The organism is Listeria sp. Marseille-Q6474, assembly GCF_946902005.1.
GTDB classification, from domain to species: domain Bacteria; phylum Bacillota; class Bacilli; order Lactobacillales; family Listeriaceae; genus Listeria; species Listeria innocua.
The window spans coordinates 1,590,476-1,610,781 of the sequence record NZ_CAMPPS010000001.1 but is presented as its reverse complement, the minus strand read 5'-3'; the positions used below and the strand labels follow the sequence as shown (position 1 = coordinate 1,610,781).

At 36.3% G+C, this 20,306-nt stretch carries 10 protein-coding genes; all 10 read left to right on the top strand.

Annotation, left to right across the window (positions count from 1 at the left end; all coding sequences use genetic code 11):
• The first annotated feature begins 35 nt into the window (after positions 1-35).
• The 10 genes from OC533_RS08020 (at position 36) to OC533_RS07975 (ending at position 20,245) form a co-directional block, all read left to right on the top strand.
• Positions 36-5,882 carry an ATP phosphoribosyltransferase regulatory subunit gene (locus OC533_RS08020; RefSeq protein WP_194323824.1) on the top strand — a complete coding sequence of 1,949 codons (5,847 nt, stop codon included), beginning with the start codon at positions 36-38 and terminating at the stop codon, positions 5,880-5,882.
• Entirely contained in the window at positions 5,879-8,158 is a 2,280-nt protein-coding gene (locus tag OC533_RS08015) for a hypothetical protein (protein ID WP_194322811.1), read from the top strand. The genes OC533_RS08020 and OC533_RS08015 overlap by 4 nt, the downstream gene beginning before the upstream one ends.
• Before the next feature lie 56 nt (positions 8,159-8,214).
• A complete protein-coding gene (locus tag OC533_RS08010) occupies positions 8,215-8,457 on the top strand; it encodes an ATP synthase F0 subunit C (protein ID WP_003721714.1) in 243 nt (80 codons plus the stop codon).
• 11 nt (positions 8,458-8,468) lie between these two features.
• A complete protein-coding gene (locus OC533_RS08005; RefSeq protein WP_194323822.1) occupies positions 8,469-9,500 on the top strand; it encodes a F0F1 ATP synthase subunit delta in 1,032 nt (343 codons plus the stop codon).
• A complete protein-coding gene (locus tag OC533_RS08000; protein ID WP_262265244.1) occupies positions 9,497-10,993 on the top strand; it encodes a F0F1 ATP synthase subunit alpha in 1,497 nt (498 codons plus the stop codon). Before OC533_RS08005 ends, OC533_RS08000 begins: the two co-directional genes overlap by 4 nt.
• Complete coding sequence (locus OC533_RS07995) at positions 10,990-11,862, top strand: FoF1 ATP synthase subunit gamma (protein ID WP_045553699.1); 873 nt, start codon at positions 10,990-10,992, stop codon at positions 11,860-11,862. The genes OC533_RS08000 and OC533_RS07995 overlap by 4 nt, the downstream gene beginning before the upstream one ends.
• A complete protein-coding gene (gene atpD, locus OC533_RS07990; RefSeq protein WP_003772623.1) occupies positions 11,863-13,233 on the top strand; it encodes a F0F1 ATP synthase subunit beta in 1,371 nt (456 codons plus the stop codon).
• Positions 13,234-13,245: 12 nt separating this feature from the next.
• Positions 13,246-13,563: a F0F1 ATP synthase subunit epsilon gene (locus OC533_RS07985; protein ID WP_070752049.1), complete on the top strand. Its 318-nt coding sequence runs from the start codon at positions 13,246-13,248 to the stop codon at positions 13,561-13,563.
• Positions 13,560-14,120: a hypothetical protein gene (locus OC533_RS07980; RefSeq protein ID WP_194323820.1), complete on the top strand. Its 561-nt coding sequence runs from the start codon at positions 13,560-13,562 to the stop codon at positions 14,118-14,120. The genes OC533_RS07985 and OC533_RS07980 overlap by 4 nt, the downstream gene beginning before the upstream one ends.
• A 143-nt stretch (positions 14,121-14,263) precedes the next feature.
• Entirely contained in the window at positions 14,264-20,245 is a 5,982-nt protein-coding gene (locus tag OC533_RS07975) for a bacterial Ig-like domain-containing protein (protein ID WP_194323818.1), read from the top strand.
• Positions 20,246-20,306: the final 61 nt, after the last annotated feature.

Sequence of the window (20,306 nt, the reverse complement as noted above, 5' to 3'; positions counted from 1 at the left end):
AAAAAATATACACACAAACGAGGTGGAAGTAGGACTTGAAGAAAAATATTTTAGTCGTAATTATTGTTTCAGTACTTGCTATAAGCGCAATTGTTTCAGCATTTTTTCTAACGCGAAATGATGCTTATGCTATTGAAACGGAAGGGTTTACCTACAGCCCTAAAGGAAAACTAGTTACTTTTTCACCGGATGCAAAGTACAACGATGCTTGGCTTAATAACGAAAAAACTATTTCGGATGGAAAAGAAGTAAAGCCAATCAATTTGGCGAGAACATTATTTTTAAAAGATGGACGAATTCAATTTTTAGGTAAAAGTGTAGCTATTAAAAGTGCATCAGACCTAATTGAGATGCCGTCAAAAACATCTGTCACTGAAAGCAAAGGAACGTATAAAGCAACAGACACAAAAGACAAAGCGATTGCACAACTTCCAAAAGGCACAGTAGTTAAGCTTGCTGAAGGACGTTACATTATTTTAGATAATGCCTATTTGAAGAACAAAAAAGGACTTAACAAAAAATTACCCAAAAACACAATAGTTTCCATTGACGAGAATAAGAAAGTTTTATTAATGGGAGAAAAAACTTTAGAAGAGTTAGCTGGCGATGATGCCTATATTGAGATGGAAAATAATCGTTATCAATTTGATTTAAGTAAAGAAATATTAGTTAGTCAAACGGATAATGAAGAAGATATTGATATTCGGTCGATTAAAGTCGAAATAGATGACAAAGCTGAAAACCGTAATCTAAAAGAGACAAAAGAAACAACAGATAAAACAACAAAAGATGAAACGAAAAAACAAGAAGAAAAAAACAACGAACAAACAAAAACAGAAACAAATACAAATACAAATCAAGCTACAAATGATAATACAAATAAGGCAGAGGGAGCAAACGGATCTGCTAATGGCGGGGACACTGGAACAACTACTAAGGGTAACGCAAATGAAGGTGGAACCACAAAAGACAACCAAAATACTACAGATGTCGATAAAGCGAATGAAATTATCAAAAAGCTAAACGAGGCTGAAGGACTAAAGACATTCCAAGTACCAATTGTCGATGTTGAATTAGCAGTTGAAGGACAAAAAGCTTCAGCAAAATTAAAGCTAACAGATTCTTCCGAACGACTGCAATCCTTGGAAGCAATTCTTTACGACAGTGAAAATAAAGTTGTGAAGAAAGTAGCATTAAGCTCTTCAAAAGCAAATCAAACTTTTGATTTTAATAGTTTGAAATACGGCGAAAGCTACCAAGTCGTTGTGCAAGGGAAATATAAATCCGCCAGCGACAAAATACAAGAGACGATTTTCTTCCGCCAAACAGTAGAAGCTAAACCAGTTGTATTAACGCCAAAAGTTATCGAACGCGGCGAAAATTATTTAACAGCTGAGCTAACTGCAACAGAGCTATACGGCAAAATAGATGAATTAGTCTTAAGAGTTAAAGAAAACAACAGTAATGTAGCTACTTCGAAAACGGTGAAAGTTGATGCTAATAAGCTAACGCAAAACGGCAAAGTAGACGTTAAATTTGATTCGTTAAATAGTAGTAAAGAATACATTATTGAGATGGAGAAATTAGTAGTTGATGGTAAAGAAGTAACTGATGATAATTGGTATTTCATTGCATCTACACTAAAAGCAAAACCATCAATGGCAGGAATAGACCTTTCATATAGTACTGAAAAAGGTGAATTCACTGCCGTACCAATCAATCTAATCGATACAGATAATTCTATTACTAATATACGCTATGTAGCTTATTTAGAAGAGGATTACAAAGCAAACGGCCAGAATGCAAAAGAATATGCTTATTCTGTTGTCAATGCAAGTCAAAAGAAAACGGCGGTAAAAGTTGGACGTACGGTTGATATGAGCGATGGAAATTACGTTTTTGTAGCGTACATTTCTGGTAATAATAATCAATCTGACTTTACGTTGGCTACACCAGTTTCTAATGCCGTAGTGGTCGGATTGAAAAGTAAACCAACTGTAGAATTTTCTTTGAAAGAAGCAGAGCAGGACAAACTAACAATCAATTATGAAGTTTTTGATGCAGATAATACATTACTTTACGATAATTTGACGCATCCAACCTTAAAACTTTATAAATCTGATGCACAAGGAATGTACGATGGAAGTCCAGTTGCTACTGTGGATCTTAGAAATAAAAACGAGATTACAAACTTACTTGAATTCGGCGGTTTAGAGAGTGAAACTTATTACGTTGTTGTTATGACAGCTTCTTATAACTTAGATGATGGCGCAGGAATTATGGTAGATCAGCTTATTGGTCAATCCGGAGCGTTCCAAACGAAAGAAATCGCGAAAGTTAATGCTACTTTCACGTTGAAATCCGTAACGACTAACCAAGCAGAAGTTAATATCAAATTATCTGAAGCCGCGAAGAAACTAAACTCCGCGAACTTAAAAATCTATGATAAGAGAAATAACACATTAGTAAAAACAGTTCCTCTAAATGATGATTTTAACAAGTTAATGACTGAAGATGGCGTGACCTATCTTTTTGAAGAACTAGCTATTAATAAAGAATATCTAGTAAAAGTAGAAGATGGTTTAGACAGCGGCATGAACCAAGTCCCAGTTGAAGGTCAACTTGTTTTCAAAACGAAAAAGGCATCACCAATAACTGATAAAGTGCTACTTGATTATCAACCGAATAAATTGAAAGTAGGCGGACTAGCAGGTATTGAAGCTACAGAAAAACCACTGATTGATGATTATAATGCAGTTAGTTCCATCACTTATCGTATCTATAAAGTAGATGACTTAAATACGCCACTTGTTGAACAAGAAGTTTCAACAGCGGCTGAGTTTGAAAGACACTCTTACTTTGATCTAACGAATAATGCTTTAGGTCGTGGTTTTGATTACGTAATTAAAGCAGAAGTAATTTGGAACGATAATTATGAAGATCATCGTATTGAAATCAGTTCCGAAACAATTCAAATCAAAAAAGAAAAACCAACTGTTGAATACGAAATTTTAAGAAGAACAGCGACAGAAGTAAAACTAAATGTTTATGTAAGAGACATTGAGGGCGCTATTGTACCTGGAAAACTTGAAATTACTAGCTCAACTGGTGGTTCTGAACAACTTAAAAATGGTAAAAATACAGTAACATTGCCGCTTTCAAGTGAAGGTGCGACAACTATTAAAACAACTGGAGACTATGTTATTACAGCGGGCGAACCAGCAGTAACAACTGACTTTATGACAAAAACTTTGGTAGCGATGAATACTACTGCACCAAAAGCTAGTGCGCAAATCGCATTAGATGAAACTGGTCGGTCTCTAAAAATAACACCTGAACCTGATGATGTGGCAAAAAGTAATGTAATGAAAACAACCTACAGTCTTCAAGAAGCAAAAAGTACAAGCCCAGATTATACAGAGGCTAAAATTGGTGACGAGCAATTTGATCCACAAAACCTTAGCTTGCCATTCGGAAATGTGTGGTTTAACAAATCGCATGAGTTAACACTCGATATGAAAATGAACTACTCAGAAAACCGAATGAACAATGAGAAGTTATTTGAAAACTATTATGTTTCTATTGATAATAGCTCGGCATTTGTAACCTCGTCTAACGGTGGCTTGTCTACAACGAGAAACCTAAATCGTGCAGATGTCTACCGAGTAACGAAAGGTCCAACTGACTCAGAAGGTAATATCGCTGGTGTTAAATTCAAAAACATCTGGACAAACAAGTACATCGCATATCGCGGTGGGGTTATGATAAGCAACAGTGAAACAGCCGATCCATTTAGCTTTAGACGTCAAGAAGACGGAAGCTATGTAGCAGAACTAAATGGTCGTTATGTTGACTTCTCGTCAGGGCTTGTTTCTACGGAAGCAGCGGGCTCAAAAATTGATCTTTATTCAGCACAAGAAGGCGTTTCACAAGTCTCGCAAGCAATTACTACTAAAGCTTTAGTAGAACCAAATATTACTGCTGAAGAGGTTAGTATTTATGACAGACGCGTTAAGTTAGATGTTGTTGGTGAAGATAAAGATAATACAACAGTTAAAAAAGATAACGAAAATGAGTTATTTGTTAATGCGTACAAAGAAGATGGAGAAACACTTGTCAAATCTGTTCGAATTGACGGCTTACCAACTCGAGACATTTTCGTTACAGACCTCTCTCCTGACAAAAAATATGTCATCAAAATAGAAGGTAAATATGATTTGTTAGATGGTGAAGGTCCACAAAATAAAGTTTATTATACTGAAACAATAACTACAGAGAAAAGTCTACCGAGCATGGAATCAACAAGCTACTCATGGAGCCCAGCTTATGGAGCGAGAACAATCAAAGGAAATAACAATTTTATCGATGAAAGTAGCGTTTTAACTAATATTGAGTATCGTTTATATGATGCTTCAACAATAAATGCTGATTTATCCGATTTAGTAGCGCTGGAACAAGAATTAGGTACTAAGACGCCAGCTGCAACTTTTGAAAGTTTATCGAAAACGCCAGAATTTGATCTGTATAACAGCCTTGGTGCTCAGAACTATTCTGCCGGAAAAACTTATGTAATTGCAGCCTTTATGAAAACAAGCCTAGCTAAGGCACCAATTTTCTTAAGTAATGCACAAGCAATTTATATTAATCCGCCAAGAGCAGTTTCGGCACCAATCAAGTTAGAAAACGTTTCTACGAGAGAAGCAACATTGAAATTCTCTTATAACGATCCTGACAGTTACTTTGTTGGTGGAACAAATAAACAGTTCCAATATGTATTAAAAGAAACAACGACTGGTAAAACAGTTAAAAAAGGTGCCTTCACAGGTGGAAATACAGCAAGTTGGCTAAACACCTTCGAGAACTTAGAACCCGCAACAGGTTATACATTAACAATCAGTACAAAATACGATAACTTGGGTGGAGATGGAAGTCAGTCATGGAGTAATAGTTTAAACTTTACGACTGATGCTGAATATGTAACCTCGAACTCACTTACTATTCAACTTGATGCAGCAACTAAACAAATCAAGTTACAAGCAAAAGAAGTGAGTCCAGGATCAACAACCATTGAAAAAATCCAAATGGAGTTCTACGAGTTACTTGATTATGGTGGTAATAACGAGCGAACAAGTTTAGTTGAAAGAAAAACAGTTACTTTACCAAGTTCTTATCCTGGAACAGTTTCTGCAAACTTCAGTGTCGCTGGTAAGAAGCAAAATCAAAGTTTCTTAGGTAAGATGGTCATCACTTACCGCACACAATTAAATGAAGTTAAAACTTATGAAAAAATGTCCAACTTTATTACCTTGCAAGAAGATATTGCGGCGAACTTAAAATCGTTTAGAAAAGTACAAACTACTGACGAAAAAGTAAGCGTGGCTTTAGATGCGAAGGAAATGGACAAAGAAGACAAACAAACTTACACGTTTGAACTAAAAGATGAAGCTGGCAAAGTACTAGATACAGAAAAAGTTGCAGCGAAAGATATTGCAAAAACAGTTGATTTATCGATTAAACCAACTAGCAATTATGCAATAACTGTTACTGATGAGAAAGATAAGCCAGTTGCTCTTTACCAAGGAAATAACGATGAAAATAACCTTAAAGCTAATATTACTAAAGATAGCTTTACATTGATGACCGAAGATACCGGTGATGCAAAAACAGAACTTACTGTCACTATTGAACCAAAAGAACTTACTACTATGGAAAAAGTGCAGTCGTGGTTCGGAAAAGACTTCAAAGAAACAAAAACGATTAAAAAAGAAGATCTAGATGCCGGGGTCGAAATCGATGCAAATTATCATGATTCGAAAGTTACTGTTAAAGAAAAAGAATCAGGAAAAACTTTTGGGATTATCGAACTGGAGGCAAGTAAATGAAACCTACATGGAAAATAGGTCTAATCGTTGCAGCTGTTCCGTTAATCATTATTTCTGTAATCTTATGGGGGTCCTTTAAGGAGGCAAGATACGATCTTGTCTCCCTCCCTAGTAATGGTGTGGTTCTAAATAATGAACAAGAAACATTGCAATTTCAAAAAGGCCACACGCTTTACCGAAGCTGGAATGATGACCAGCTAATCGCTAAAAATGATGAAGACGATACGCGTAACCAAATTATGCAAAGCACGATTCTTTATTTAGACAAAGATGCATTAATGTTCACTAAAAACGTCCCAGTCATTGATATAAACGGCGTGAGTACTAAGTTAAAAGGAAGACAAGTATATGAACAAAAAGCCGCTTCCTATCTATATAAAAACTCTGAAATCGCCGAAAAAAGTGTTGTTAAACTAGCTAATCGTCAATATTTCTTGAATGCAGATGCAACACTGTACCTTGGTGGAAAAGAAATTAAGAAAGTTTCTAAACCGCTTCTACTAATAGATAAAACTGGTAGTGTCACTATTTATGAAAATAAAAAGAAAAGCCGTTATTTAGGCCATATGACATTAAAAGTTAACGATGAGACGGTTTTAGATGCTAGTAATGAAACTTATACAATTGGCGAACGCAAGATTGACCTTGCTAGTTTTGGTGGAACAGACAATAAAAAAATCGTTGTTAAAAAAGACGAAAAAGAAGCCGAAAATAAAAAAGCTGCTGAAGATAAAACCGAAGCAAGCGATAAAACAGCGGCTAATGACAAAGATTCAACCAATAAAGCAAGTAACCAAAATGGATCATCAAATGGTGGTCTAAATGCAACGAAGAAATACGGAAATGATTTAAAGGCTGGCAGTGGTTCATCAGAAACAGCCTCTAAAGGTAATACGGGTGGTTCACCTGGAAAAGCTCAAAAAGATTTAGAAGAAATTGATAATTACGAAGCAGTCCTTAAAAAAATCGAGGAATTGAACAAGAAATTGGAGCGAAATATTCCAGTACTCAGAATTGGATATATTGCGCCTGGCGTAACTAGTGCGAAAGTTAGCTATAGTTACTCGGATCCAAATAATACCTTGATTGGAGTAACTAAAATCAGTGTTGTAGACGAAAAAACTGGTAAAACAGTTAACACTCGCTATGTATCAGCTGTTGATACAGAAGCAACACTAACAGGTCTTTCTCCAAATGGGAAGTATCATCTTGAATTCACTTATCAGTACGATTTAGGAACAGATAAAGGCATTCAAGAAGTTAAAATGAAGAGCGAATCTTTTACAACCCAATCAGTTTCAGCAGTTTACCAAATGCAAAGTGTTACGAGTACGTCAATGAAAGTAAACATTTCTCTAGATGCACAAATAGAAGATGTTAAACGCGCTCGTATCAAAGTTAAACAAGCAAATGGTGATTCTTTCTATATGAATGTTGGTACAAACTTCATTAACGGCAACGGAGAACTTCTAAATGTAACAGACTTATCTCCAAGTACCGCATACCAATTCCAAGCCATCATTGAAATGAAAAATGGCGAAACAATTGAATTAAATAGCTCAGAAAAATACTACACAATGCAGGCAACTGTATTAAGAAGTTTACGAGCTAATTTATCAGTAAATAAAGTTGTTCAAGTTGAGTATGACTGGAATTCCACAGATTACACGATAAATCAAGCTACTGTTGAATTAAAGGATGAAAAAGATCAATCCAAAGTAGATTACAAAATCGTTAATCAAGAAAAAGGAAATATTCGCTTAGTACCAATTACTGATGAAGAAAAAGTTGATTTAGAAGCTAAATTAGTTCTTAAAACAACCAAAAACAACACAAATGAAACAAAAACTTTTGAATATCCAATTAAACAAGACATTGAATATGACAAAGATGCGAAATTCACTATTTCTCTAACACCGTTCCAAACAGAAGATAATAGTGTAAAACAAACAGAAGAAACGGAACAAGAAAAGGCACAAAATGGCGGCTTAACAACTCCAATAGAAGAAGTTCTGGCCCCGCAAAATGCCACTTATGACATGAAATTTACCATGCAGCGCAAAGCAGGCGAGACTTATCGGATTGCCATTGAAAGACGTGCAGCTGGAACAGAGAATAGTTGGACTGCATTCAGTAGTAAAGAACTGCAAGCTGACGAAGCTGGTCTAGTCAATCACATGGAGACAATCTCGAAAATTGCAAAAGAAAATTTTGATTACCGTGTTGCAGTTTATGATACTAATGGCGCACTGCAACTGTACGTATATCAAGAATAGTAGAGGGGCACATCTTCTTCGTGCCCCAATCTCAAACAGAAAGTAGGAAAATAATAATGGATTTAGTAGTTGCATGTAGCGTAATTGGCGCCGCACTAGCAATTGGGCTTGCGACTTTAGGAGCTGCAATTGGACAGGGAATCGCGGTTAGTAGAGCAACAGAAATTATCGGAAAAAACCCGAATGCAAAAAAAGAAGTTATGGGAGGTCTCTTTTTGGGACTCCTAATGATAGTTGCATTAATGCTTTTTGCACTGGCAATTGCAGTCATCTTGCTTTGGGTTAACCCGTTCATATGATAGGTGAGAGCATGGAAAAATTGATTCAAACAATAGTCCTTTACAGTATTTTTGGAGTGGGTTTCTTATATTTACTATATTTTACCTTGCAAAAACTGGAAAATATTTTAACTAGCTTTTTTTACGAAGTTAGCCAAGATAAGTCACTTGAAAAAGAAAGTTTATTACGTCGACTAAAAAGACAAAAGGTCGCTACAAACAAAGAAGAGCAGAAAAATAGGCAATTAGCTATTGAAGCTGAACAAAAAGAGACTATTTTTCTTGAAGAAATCGATCAGTTAGTTGCTCGAAATAGACAATACGAACAAGAATTACAAATGTGGCAAAATGAAAAACCTAAACAAATTGTTGAAGTTCCTAGTATTGAAACAACTCCACATGCACCTTATAAATCACTAAGTAGCTGTGTTAATGAAATCTTGCAAAAAGTATTTGTTGAGTCAGAAGAAGAGGAAGCGCAATTATTTACAGAAGCAATTCGTGAATTTGATGCACTAGTACGGACCGAAAAAATCCGTCTAGCACTTCCATATAAAGTACTTTTACGTTTGTTCGAATTGCATACTTCAGAAGAGCTACATGCATTTACAAAGTCGTTCGAAATGTTCCATGAGCGTGCAAGTAAGCTTTCTGTTAAACAAATTTATCAAAGTAGTTACTTGTCGCCGGAACAAAAGCTTAAAGTTATGCGTGAAGACGGCACATTAGATAAATTAAATCATGAATTTGTTGAGTTCCTATTCTATATGTTGACACATTTCTCTTATCGTCAAACTCGTGGACTTTACAGAAATTATTTAGAGGTTTATAACATTCACTTTTATACAGGGCTTATTCGTGTAGATGTGGCTAGTGATGATGCAGCAAATCATTTTGACAAGCTGTGGCAGCCAACCCATACAAACTATAAAATCGAATATCAAGTACAAAAAGAATTAATTGGTGGAGTTATTATCAATTATGGAACAAAGTCGATTGATATGAGCTATCAGGAACTAATCAAACGCACAACAGAAAAAATGGAAGCGGAAGTGAGACTTTGAAAAATATTCATTTTGATATAAACAAATACGAAGCCCATGTGGACTTGGAATATTTAAAAGAAAATGGCAGGGTTGAGAAAATCTCTGATGGTGTAATTTTTTCTTCAGGATTAGAAAATGCGGCACTCCACCAAGCCGTTACAATCGATGGCAGATATCGCGGCGTAATCCTAGAACTAAATGAAGAATTTGTTGGTATCGGCTTAATTGATAAAACAAATGACATTTTAGAAGGAATGAGTGTTTCTGTTACAGATCATTTTATAGAAGTAAATCTTTTTGAAGATATGGCTGGCCGTATTATTGATACTACAGGAAAAATGCTATACGACGTAAGCGATGAACAGCCAACTGCTAGCAGCCCGCTATTCTGTGTAACGCCAGCGATTATGACTATTGATAGTGTAACGCGTCCGCTCAATACAGGACTTGCGGTTATTGATTCGATAACACCGATTGGTCGAGGTCAGCGTCAGTTAATCCTTGGAAATCGCCAATCAGGAAAAACGCAGATTGCTGTAGATACAATAATTAATCAACACAATCAAAATGTGCACTGTATTTACGTAGCAATTGGGTTAAAAGCAGCCTATATTGCAGAGGTTATTGAAACTCTTCGTAAGCATGGCGCAATGGATTATTCCACAGTAGTAGCGACAGCAGCAAGTGATTCTCTTACTGCACAGTATTTAACTCCTTATGCTGGAATGGCCGTTGCAGAAGCGCTACGTGATCAAGGAAAAGACGTTTTAATTATTTTTGATGATTTAACTAAACATGCGGATGCTTATCGAGCGATTACGTTGCTCTTTAATCGTCCACCAGGAAGAGAAGCATATCCTGGAGATAGTTTTTATATTCACTCGAGTCTCTTAGAACGAGCGGTACAAATGAATCAGGATCATGGCGGCGGCTCAATCACAGCTATTCCAATGATTGAAACACTATCGGATGATGTAACAGCGTATATTCCAACAAACGTTATCTCTATCACAGATGGTCAGTTATTCTTAAAATCCGATTTGTTCAACCGTGGTCAAAAACCTGCAGTGGATGTCGGTGTATCAGTTTCCAGAATCGGTGGAGACGCGCAACATCCAATTATTCGTAAACTTAGTAAGAATTTAACGCTTATCCTTTCTCAGTACGAGGAATTAAAAGAATTACTTGATTTTGGTAATGCACTTGATGATGGAAGTATGAAAATGGTAACAGATGGCCGTATGCTAACAGAGTTATTTAAACAAAACATTTTGAGCCCACTATCTGTGACTGAATTAATCACCATTTTATATGCTTTCCAAAATGGCTTTTTAACAAAAATGGCGCCTGCTAATGTTCAATCGTTCAAAGGCTTGTTATTAGAAAAAGCTCATGCGCATCAGAATTTTGAAGAATTCTCGAACCAAATAGAGGAAATTAGTGAACTGAATGAATCACATGTCAAAATGTTAGAAGAGATTATTCAGGAAGCGGGGAGGCCTTTCAGTTGAGTAGCATAGATCAAGCGCGAAAAAAGATTAAAGCATTGAACTCAACTTATAAAATTGTCCACGTAACGGAATTAGCAACCCTTGGTAAACTTTCTGGACTACGGACAAAAGCCGAAGCAGCAGTTAGTTATTACGAAACTATCTTGAAAAGTTTGCGTTGGGTTAGAAAAACAATGTACAACGGTAATAATTTACAAACAACCGAAGAGAAGAACGTCACTGCCCTTGCAATTACATCTGAACGAGGACTATGCGGAGCCTACAACAGTGAAGTATTTGCTGAAATAGACCGGCTGATTGAAACACTTGGAAATCAAGTTACAATCAATTGGATCGTAGTGGGCGAACAAGGTCATCGCTATTTAACGAAACTAGGTCAGAATATTAGTGAATACTTGCAGTTCTCACTTGAAAATATTGATTTGGAAACAACTACAGAAGTAACAGCAGATTTTATTGACCAAATCAATAAACAAGAAATGGATGCTTTATACGTTATCTTCACGAAATACTTCAATGCAGTTCATTCAGAAGCAATGTGCGAAAAAATATATCCAGACATTCCTGAAGGACCAGATGCAGAAACCATTGAAGTTGATTATGTGCTAGATATTGAGACAGATGATGAACAAGTAGAGCAATTGTTACTAGAAAATTATCTATGTGGTCTGCTTTATAGTATGTTTCGTTATTCGGTTGCAAGTGAGTACTGTATGCGCCGGATTGCGATGAAACAAGCAAAAGATAATATTCATAAACAGCATGAAGAAGCCGTTTTTGATGCTAGAAAAAAAGCATTGCAACAAAAAACAGGCGAGCTATTAGATATTATCAGTGGCGCACAGACGATCAGGAAGGAAGAAGAATAAATGAAAAAAAACATAGGAACCATTATTAGTATTAGTGGTTTTGTTTTAAAAATCGAATTTAATGAGAGCGAACTACCTGAAATCAGCCATGCGCTTGAATATAAAACACATCAAGGCACCTATTTAGCAGAAGTTGTTCAACATACAGGAATTAACACTGTTTCAGCGATTGCGATTGGTGAAGTTAGTGGTCTAGCCCGAGGAGCAGAAGTTATTAATCTAGGGCATCCTATTGAAGTTCCTGTTGGAGAAACTGTACAAGGTCGTATGTTAAATGTTTATGGAAAGGCAATTGATGGCTTACCAGAACCAGAAGCAGAAGTTAAATGGCCAATTTTTCGGGAACAACCTTTACTTCGCGAACTTGATACAAATAAAGAAATCCTATATACAGGCATTAAAGTTATAGACTTGATTTGCCCCATTTTAAAAGGTGGTAAAACAGGACTTTTCGGTGGTGCTGGTGTAGGAAAATCAGTATTAATGCAAGAGTTAATTAACAATATCAGTATGATGGGCGGAAATTCCGTTTTCACTGGAGTAGGTGAGCGCGTCAGAGAAGGTATTGGTTTATATAATGAATTAGAATCAAGTGGGGTTTTACCTCAAACAACAGTTGTACTCGGGCAAATGAATGAATCGCCTGGCGTACGTATGCGTGTAGCACTTACTGGCCTTACGATAGCGGAATATTTGCGTGATGAAGAGAAAAAAGATGTTCTATTGTTTATCGATAATGTTTTTCGTTTCATTCAAGCGGGTTCTGAAGTATCTTCCTTACAGGGTAAAATCCCAATTACAGGTGGATACCAATCGACCCTTTCAAAAGAAGTTGGTGACTTCCAAGACCGCATCGCGTCGACTAAGAATGGTTCGATTACATCCATTCAATGTGTATTTTTACCAGCTGATGATATTGATGATCCTTCCGCAGTTGCAACATTTAGCCATTTAGACTCAACGATTGTACTTGAGCGTTCGATAGCAGCATTAGGTATTTTCCCAGCTGTTAACCCGCTTCAATCGTTCTCACGGGCACTTAATCCAACTTTTGTTGGGGAACGTCATTATCAGTTGGCAGTTCAAGTCAAATTTATTTTACAACGTTACATGGAGTTGCAAGAAATTATCAACGTTCTTGGTATGGCTGAGTTGAGTGATGAGGATAAAAAACTCGTTCATCGCGCAAGGAAAATTCGTAACTTCTTATCACAACCATTTTATGTTTCTGAAAAATTCACTGGTACAGAAGGAATATTTGTGGAAATTGAAGACTTGTTGAGTAGCGTTGAACGTATTTTGAATGGTGAATATGATGAACGTTCTGAGCGGGAATTCTTGTTTATCGGATCCTACAAAGATTTGAAATAGGAGGAGAGGCAAATGAAACTTAAAATCGTCTCGCCGATGGGCCAATTTTTTGAAGGTGATGTTGAGGGCTTTGTTATTAACACTAAAGAAGGCCAGCAAACTGTATTAGAAGAACACATCGATTGTTTAAGTTTTTTCGACTATAGTGAAATCATCATTTTAGATAGTGCAGCTACAGAGCCTATCTTTGTCGCCCTCGGTTATTTACATCTCGTTCAAAATGAAGCGAATATCATGGCTCAGTATGCTTCAAAAGATGCCGATCAAGCTGAACGAATTTTTGAAAGGCTCAACAAACGAAAACAAATGGAGAACAGGAGGATCACATGATAAGCGGATTTTTTGATACACTGCTACAAATTATTGCTCTTCTGTCCGCATTTTTTCTTATTGTTTTGCTCCTTCTTACTGGTATTCGATATTTTCTATCAAAAGATGAAGTTCCATTAGAAAAAATTCAACGTTACCAATTGTGGCATAACCGCTACCAATTTGATGCAGAGGTGACAGCCTTTCTTGTCGTTATTACTGCGACACTTCTAGTATGTTTATCTGCAGTCCAAATAACCGCCATTCCGTTCCAATTTACATTATTAATGTTTTGGAGTAGCTGGCTGTTTCATCCATTTTCTTATTGGAAAAAAATGAGTACGCCACAAAAACTCAAAAAAGAAATTATGCAGCTACTCGGCTTAGTTTTAATTACAGCTTTGTACTTCGCTGGATACTTTGCACTTAAGTCAATGTATTTAGTACTTGTGCAGGTAGCAGAAGCCCCTTGGCATATCCAACTCGGCGTAAGAAGTTATTTAATTATATGTAGTTTACTTGTAGCCAGTGGAGCACTAATTGTATGGCAACGAATTTACGCTAATTTACTGAAATAGTTTAATAAAAGTCTCTAAAAATCCTGTGTACAGACCGTTTCTTGCTAATGAAAACTTACGAGATTTAATGGGATTAATTAAAGAGAACGGGACTTATATCACTGGAAAAATGGTCTAAAAAATTTTAAAGGAGATAACTTTATATGATGAAACTTAAAAGCTTGAGGCGTCCATTATTATTTGTCATGGCAGCTTTACTGATTATCGGTCAATTGAATCTTTCGTCCTTCCGAGTATTCGCGGAAGAAAAAGGTAACGAATCAGTTTCTTATGAGATACAAAATGAACTTTCAAGCGACAAGAAAAAAGCTAAATTGAAGATTAAAACAACCCCTAAAAACGAGGAAGTTAAAATCTTAACGATACAAACACCAGATGGTAAAAAAGTAGAAGGTCAAGAAGCAGAATATACAGCTACGAAAAATGGTACTGTGGATTTTGTAATTAACTATCAAGACCAAGATAAAACAGAAAAAACTTATACTGCTTCTTATGAAGTAAATGATATTTCTGAAGAAGTACAAAATACACCGAAACCGACTGTCACGGAAGGAAATACTCCTAAAAAAGGATCTAACTTGCTTAAATCAAGCGCTCCTACCGTGTCAATGAAAATCCCTGATTATAACAAAACAAATTGGAATAATGGAGACATTAAAGACGTTTCTGTAACAGTTGAGTTTAACAACAACAATGCTTCTGGTAAAAAGGTTAATTTCACTTTGCCAGACGGAATGCGTTTTGTTTCTCTACCAGTTCCAAGTAGTTATCAAGCACCTAGTAGTGTAGACTCGAATATTTTAAGTTATTTTGGCGCAGGTAATCCAGTTGGAGATTCGATTACTTCAGTAACTGTTCCAGATAAAGAAACAGGCTACAATAAAGCAACTTATGGTACTTTGAGTTATGAACTAGATCCAGCTACTGAAAAACTAACTCTAAACTTCTCTGTACAAGTAGATGCAGCTAAATACTATGGTCCTACTGACTTGAAGTCTCCAATTAAAGTTGATGCTTATATGGGAGAAGGAAGTACTCCAGCAGCATCCTCAGAGCAAAGCATTCGTGCCGAGGGTAAAACTGTTGTCGGCTATGCAAATCAAAAACAGGTAGACACAATGTTTAGAAACTGGTATACATCTTCATTTTTACCAGAAGTAAGTCCAAGTACAGCCACTGAAGATTCTTATAACTACACTAAACCTTATTCAGTTGTAAATGGTATCAGCCAAATGGATGGACGTGGTTCAAAAATCTTTGTTCCTAAAAACGTTAAAACTACTCTTTATTACCCAGAAGGTATGGAGTATGTAGGCGTAGTTAATGAAAACAAGAGTTTATTAACAAACAACGAAAATAGAACAATCACGCATTATCCAAACGAAAATAAAGTAGAAATTGACTTTAAACAAGAAAATTACTACGGTATTATTGAAACTATTTTAGCAGTAAAATACAAGGTACCAGAAGGAACAGAAGAAGGGACTTATACTTCTCCTAAAGTACCGCATGCTGTTATTACGACATATGATGATAAAGTGTTTGAAACAGATGCATTAACTAATGATGCAAGCGATACAACAACACTAGCAGCAAAAGACACATGTAAAGTAGTAGGTAAAGCAGCAAATAAAATGGTTATGCTACCAAGAAACTACTATATAAATCCAGAAAACGAATCTTGGGCGGGGCTTATTCAAATCAATAATAGGCAAACTGCCGGAGTGAAAACAAACCAAATTTACCAAATTAAATTTGATGAAAACTGGGAAGCCTATACTGTCAACATACCTTTTGATGGAACTTACCCAGGTAATAAGGTAAAAGACGTACAGTATAAAACGAACTTAAATTCGGAATATCGAACTTACGATGGAACTCTTCCGAAAACAAATGGTAATAAAATGCTTACTTTAGATTCGGCAGCAGTTGGACTTCAAGAAGGCGAGTACTTTACAGAAGTAAAAGCTAACGTTGGAGACTTCTCTGTAGGTTTTACTAATATTGACACAGCTGCTCCATTTAAAGCAGCAAATTCTGCTTCATACGGGATTGTTAAACCAGGTATTACATCTGTTCAATTTGACGTGAATATTTGGAACGCAGATGATGAAGAAAATACAAAAGTTTCAGGATCATCCACATATACAGTTGCTAATAATATAAGTACGGCAGCAAATGGTACGGCTTCATTCTATAATAGCGAAGGTTCGCCAATTAAAACTGCTCGTGCAGGAGAAACAGTAACAACTAAAGCATCATTAGTTATGCATGATTATCCTTATGGAACAAGATCTGTTCTTAATAATCCGGAAATTTATCTACGCCAAATAGAAGGAACTACGGTTAAACCATCTTCTATTAAATTGACAGATCAAGATGGCAAAGAAGTTGATTTCACAGTAGAAGCAAAAACAGCTAAAACTGGCGATAAAGTTTATGTCATTAAAACAAAAGATGTAACAGTAGGGGAATTTGTTGGTTACCCATCCAAAAAACAATATTTGAATATCAGCTATAACACCACATTTGATATGACATTAAGTAAAAGCATTCACACTGATATTCAAGAATTACTTGCTTGGGGTGGAAGTAACGTAACTTCTGCACTAGGAGCGAACGTCTTCCCAGATAATGGATTAGACGTAAACCAAAATGGTAGAGATGCGGAACGTTTACTTTCAACTAATACAAGTACTCTAAGTGTTCCGAAACAAGATACAGTTGCCGTAGAGACTTTCTTAAATGTAGCCGGAGAAGGAATTAAAGCTGGTTATGTAGAAGGCGATGACAGTACTGTTTCCTATTTCACACCTGGAACTGACGCTGATTATATGGTTAAAATTACGAATACTTCTAGCGGTAGCGCAAGTAGCTTAGATATTTTTATCCCAATTCCAAAAACTGGACAAGACTTTGGTACAAAATTCCAAAGTGAACCTTTCAAATGGGACATGAAGCTAAACGGAGAAGTTCCTATGACAGCTCAGCAAAAATCTCAGTTTGATTTAACCTATACTACTGAAGCCACTGCAGATAATTATACGTCTGATAGCATTTACAGTAATACACTCACTGATTACGGAAAAGCTAACATGGTTCGTATCAAAGTTAAAACTAAAATTGAGTCAGGCGAATCTCAAACAATCAAAGTACCGCTGAAAGTAGATGAAACATTTGATTCTGCTACAGCTGGTAACAAAATTGGTGAACGTGATATATACAACCCTTACTATACAGTTGAAACTAACACTTATTCTGGTTCTATCGCAGGAACTCGAGTAGGAGCAGAGTTAGTAATTGTAGAAGTAGCAGGTAAGTTATTCAAAGATAAAAACGCGAGTGGTATTTATGAAACCGCACAAGGCGATACTCCACTAGCAAATGAAACGGTTGAATTATACAAATGGGATGAAGCTACATCCACCTATGAACCATTCACCAAAGATGGACAAAATGTAACAACGACAACCGATGCCGATGGAAAATATAAGTTTGATTATAATTTAGGAATTGGTTACGGAAAATATGCTGTGAAATTCCCTGAAAAAGCAGGTTACAAGCATACGTTACAAAATGTTGGTAGAGATAAAGACTTAAATAGTGCAGCACCAAATATGGGTACTGAAATTGGTTGGGTTAAAGATATTGATCCAGCACAACCAGATGCTCAGCACATTAATGCAGGGTACATTTCTTACGTTCCTGAAACAGATTTAAAAGTTAACTTAAATGAAAAAACAGTTCAAGAAGGTAAGAGCCTGAAAATCACTTTACCAAAAGTAGCTCCTACAAATGGTGAAGCAGCAGAAGATACAATTGAACCAGACATTTTCCAAAAAATCCAAGCTAACACAGATGGGTATAAGTGGACTACAGCTGATGCTTCCGTAGCAACAGCAAAAACACTAACTGATGGTTCTGTCGCAATTGTAGGTGGTTCTACGAATGGAAAAACAATTAGGGTTACAGATTTAACAATTGCTCTTAAAGATATTTTTGGCACAGAGAAAAAATCAACTGCCCCTCTTTATGTAACAACAGCAAACGGTAAAGTTGCTCAAAAAGATGAACTTAAAATTGGAGCAACTAACTTCACATTAGAATACAAAGATGCAGTTGTCCTTAGTGAAGCACAAGCAGTAACTAAAGCCAAAACAGCAGCATTTGAAGAAGTGAAAAACGGTGTGAATTCAGACGCTGAAGATCGCACTGATGTTGTCAAAGTAGACGAAAACCAATTAAAAGCTCTTAAAAACGGTTCTAACCGCGGTGGTACGTATCCACTAACATTTACTCTTGAAAAAAATGGTAAAGAAGTTGAAACAGTTGTTGATGTAAAAGTAGAAAAAGACCTAACAGAAGTAAATGCTCATGATTCTACTATTTATGTTGGAGATAACTGGCGTGCGGCTGATAACTTTGATAGTGCGCTAAATAAAGAAGGCGAAACGCTTACTTTTGCGGACATCGAGGCTACTGGAACAGTTGATACAACAAAAGCGGGTGAATATCCGGTCACTTATAAATACAATGATACTACTAAAACAGTAACTATCACGGTAAAAGATGATGCGACCGAAATTAACGCGCATGATTCCACAATCTATACAGGCGATACTTGGAGTGCAAAAGATAACTTCGATAGCGCTGCAGATAGAGATGGAAATGAAGTAGCTTTATCAAAAGTAACAGTTACTAATACAGTTAATACAGCACAAGCTGGCACTTACCCAATCACGTATACGTATGGTGGTGTATCAAAAACTATTACAGTAACAGTTAAAGAAAATAAAAAAGGAATTAATGCCCATAACGCTACAATTTATGTAGGAGATAGCTGGACAGCAGAAGATAATTTTGATAATGCTGTTGATAAAGATGGCAATCCAGTAGAATTTTCAAAAGTGACAGTAACTGAAACACCTAATGTTAATACTAATAAAGCAGGAACTTATCAATTGAAATATACTTTTGATGGAGCTTCCAAAACAGTTACTCTTACAGTTAAAAATATTCAAACTGCTGTTAATGCCCACAACTCCACAGTTTATGTAGGAGAAACATGGGAAGCGAAGGATAACTTCGACAGTGCACGAAATAAAGACGGAGAAACAGTCGCTTTTGCAGATGTAGAAGTAGAAGGAAATGTGGATATGACCGTAGCAGGAACATATTCAATCACATACAAATACGACGGTTTTTCTAAAACAATTAAAGTAACAGTTAAAAATCCACTAACTGCAATAACTGCACATGATTCTGTGGTTTATACAGGAGACAATTGGAGTGCTAAAGATAACTTTGATAGTGCAATTGATAAGGCTGGAAAACCAGTAGCTTATAGGGATATTACGGTGGAAGAAGATCCAACAGTGGACTTAAATACACCAGGAACCTACTCAGTAACGTATAAATATCAAGGTATATCTAAAGTAGTACAAATTACTGTGAAACCAAGACAAACTAAAGTAGAATCTCACGATAGCACGATTTATGCAGGAGCAAGTTGGAACGCCAAAGACAACTTCGATTCAGCGATAGATAAAAAAGGCGATGACGTCAAACTATCTGATGTGACTGTAATTGGCCGTGTTGATAACCAAACACCAGGCACATATGAAATCACTTATCGTTATGACGGTGTAACAAGCGTTTCTCGCGTGACAGTTTTACAAAATCATGCCAAAATCATTGTTAATGATAGTAAGCTGAAAACAAATGCAGATTGGGATGCGAAAGATAATTTCGTTCGCGCAATGTCTAGAGACGGTAGCGAAATTCCAATGTCTAAAGTAAAAGTTGAAGGTAAAGTTAATACGAAAAAAGCTGGGAAATACCAAGTAACTTATACAATTGATCCTAATGAAGGAACAGTAGATGCTGGTAAAGAAGAGCTTTCTGTTACAGCTACAATCGAAGTAGTAGAAGGAAAAGTAGCGATAACCCCATCAGAAAATAGCAATTCAGATGTAAAACCTGGTAAGCAAAAGACAGCAACATACCAACAAGCAATACCAAGAACAGGTGACCAAATGAATTTATGGGTTGTTGTAATGGGCGCTTGCCTAGTAGGATTTGCGTTGTTCTTATGGACGTTTAGACAAAGAAGACGTCACGGATAATTGAAAGAATAGTTTCGGGGAGGTAGGTATGTCAGGTTTAGACTAGCCTACCTTTTCCGGA